The organism is Legionella quinlivanii, assembly GCF_003265995.1.
GTDB lineage: Bacteria > Pseudomonadota > Gammaproteobacteria > Legionellales > Legionellaceae > Legionella_C > Legionella_C quinlivanii_A.
The window spans coordinates 1-3,211 of the sequence record NZ_MVJN01000020.1; the positions used below are offsets into that span (position 1 = coordinate 1).

The following is a 3,211-nucleotide window of genomic DNA, read 5'->3' on the forward strand; positions in this document are numbered from 1 at the left end:
GGGTTTTACCGCATATCCAGCCCAAACTGGCAATGAGATAGTTAAGCGACTTTAAGTGCTAATATTTTATCCATATCGAACAACATATCCTGTTCTTCAATATCCTGAGTAAAGTCATATTCCCCATGCAAATTGACGTAATGCCAGATTAAAGTCGACCCATTGCGAATAATAGTTAATACTGCCTTCCTGCTTTCTTCATCTTCTAACAAGGCTAATTTTTGCGAAAGATATAGCTCATTCCATAATACAATTGCATTCTGGATTAAGCGCTGGCAACCAACAACCATTTCTTGTTCCTCCTTGCTGCTGTATTGAATTTCCTGGTTGTTACCAAACAGAATGGCTTTTGAGAATTTATTCGATAGTTCAATACGATTTAACTGTTTTTCAATAGCCTGTCGTAATTCCACATCATCAATGTATCGAAGAATAAACAGGCTTTTAATAATCCGTCCAAATTCCTTGATGGCGCAGTACAATGGATGTTGTTTAGAATATGAACTGAGACGCTTGAACAGTTGTGATGCTGTTGTGGCTTTAAATTTAATCGTAACTATCAAACGCAAAATATCATCCCAATGTGTTTTAATTAAATCAGTATCAATATAGCGATGCGGGAGTATTTTATATCCTCTGGTTTCATAGGTGCCTCTAGAGTTAAAACTGTATAGGGTGGCTTTCTTTAGCCCTTTGATTCTGGGTGCAAAATAAATCCCCAGCATGTTCAATATCCCAAAAATGGCTTCAGAATAACCGTGTGTATCAGTGGAATGGATTGTGCTCTTAATCGAAAGATTATGTAATAACCCATCGGCGACATAGGCGGCTTCCCGCTCAGAGCTACTGATGGACGTCGTATAAAACAAGCGATTCAGCTCATCAATAAAACTGTAAAGTGAAGCTCCTGAGCCGCTTCCAAAGTATTTGAATGATTTATTGGCGTTCAATGACTCAACCACAACGCTGACTTTTCGCCCATCGCTCGATGTATGTAATTCACCAGGATTTTTTTGATAAATGCTGGCTAATGATAGCTTGCCAAGCAAGTCAAGAATGCATTGATTGGCGGCATTTATATTATCAAGACTCATGTGCCAGTTTACAAAATTTTCCAAGGCATCTTCTGTGATCCCTTTGGAGACATTGGCCATCTTGCTGATGCCAATATTGCATCCCATCCCTAAAATTGCTGCATAAAATATGGATGTTTTGGGCAAGATCTTTTTGTCTTTAACGCTGTGATGGCGAAAGCAATCAAGGTAACCAGTTAACCGCTGAATATCACTCAATATTTTTAAGATCGAGGTGTATTTCTGATCAGCAAATAGAGAAGATACAGATTGCGTATTTATCTTTTCGACTTTAGGTGTTGCCAGCACCATTCGTCCTTTTGAATCAAATTTGATGTGCGGATTTTTGTCTGCCTTGATACGGCGATTGGTTTTATGATATGCCGCATGAAGCTTTTTTTGAAGGATTGCCATTAATTGATCAATGTCAGCAAAATCGATTAGTCCTGCTTCTTCCAGTAGCCGGTTTTTGTTAGCCTGCCAATGTTCTTTTGGGTGTAAATAATTTTCCAGTGACAGGTAGCGATAGGCGGGTTTCAAACTGATAACACCCGCTTTTAAAGCATCGGCCGTGTAAAAATACAGCAGAACCTTATAAAGGGATACCTTAAATTTACCTTCACTGGAATAGAGTGCCGCCTGCTCCTTTTCATATAAAAAGCTGACTGGCGCCTCTTTCCCCACATTACCTGTTTTAGTCTGATAGTGTTTGATGGCTACCAAAATGGCAGGAATATCCTGATTTTCAGGGATATCAAATGCAATATTGCGCAAAATATCAGCCACCCTGTTCTGTAATTTAAGGGATAAATCTTCCAGGATCTGGTAATAGTTTTGTGCGTTCATCTCATCGAGTGCCTGTTTTGTACATTCATCCAGCTTTGGTTCCGGTGGATAGATTTCCTGGTGTTGGTGATAGTCCTCAAGGAATAGCCTGATTTGTTGAACTTTCTCCGAATCACTTAATACAGGCGAGGTTGCCAGCATTTCAATTTTTTTCAGTTGAGCCTTATAGGATATTCTTGCATCTGATAATAATTGCAGGGTTTCCTTTTGGCTCTCTTTCTGTTTAAAGATCTGTTCCTTTTCATTTTTTGTAGCGGCGTTTTCTGTTGCCTTCACACAGTTCAGTAAAATATCTGCAAAAATATCCTGTCTTAAATGATATTGATGAACCAGAAAACAAATAATATGGAGATAGCGTTTATCACGCTGTAGCTGATTAATCTGAAACAGACTGGCCTTGCGAACCCAGGTTGCATAATGCTTGACTGTGTCATTGTGTAGATTTAGTCCATCAAGCAAGGGACTAATACTAGTATAAGTACTTTGGATTAGTTGAAAATCCTCGATACTTTTCTTAATTTCCTTTGGTTTTCTTGAGTGACTGATGGTTTTAAGTCTGGCAATGGTAGAAGAATCAGTATCATCTATTTTTAGAAGAGCATCCAAACTGATTTTGTGACCATCGGATAATTGATCCTCAATCAAATGAACCAGATGTTTATCATAATCACTGATTATCTCTGTGATGCTCAGGGCAAATCTATTATAGCGAGGGATCTCAATACGCCTGGCTTTCAGAAGATCGAATACATCCTGTAAAATCTGTTTTGGTGGATAACGACGGGCAACGCGATCATGGATGCTCTCCCTAAACAATGTTTTTGCCTCTTCATCAAAGGGTTTTATCGCTAGATATTTCCGAATTATCTGTTTGTGGTAATTAAACGTCCGCTGATTATATTTTGTTAGTTGCACCTCATTGCTGTCAAAGCCGTATTGGTGGCATATCACCTTGAGATCAGTTTCATAAAACTGTTTTGGCTGGTAGAATCGCGCTCCTGCCAGGCAATACCCAAACAATAAAATAAATCCCACTTTATTGGTGATGCTATCCACGCTTTTCAGCCAGATTGCTAATTCTGGTGGTAAACAATAATAGTTATTTTGTTCATCCGGTGAAAAATTTGGCGGGGCATTAAAAATAATTTGTTCTGCCGGGGTCAGTATTTCAAGCTTTGCCATTAAGGTACATCCAGGACATCAAATTTAATTCTATTAACGCTCGTAGCTACTACTCGGTCACGCCACGTGCATAGTCATTGCCAGTTTGGGCTGGATATGCGGGAAAACCC

General features: G+C 39.1%; 1 protein-coding gene. It reads right to left on the reverse strand.

Annotation, left to right across the window (positions count from 1 at the left end; translation table 11 throughout):
* Positions 1-41: 41 nt before the first annotated feature.
* Complete coding sequence (locus tag B1207_RS15825) at positions 42-3,101, reverse strand: Tn3 family transposase (protein ID WP_112220850.1); 3,060 nt, start codon at positions 3,099-3,101, stop codon at positions 42-44.
* Positions 3,102-3,211 lie beyond the last annotated feature (110 nt).

Bases quoted from the DNA above. Each gene is read 5' to 3' on its own strand.
- B1207_RS15825 (WP_112220850.1), bottom strand. From the start codon at position 3,101: ATGGCAAAGCTTGAAATACTGACCCCGGCAGAACAAATTATTTTTAAT.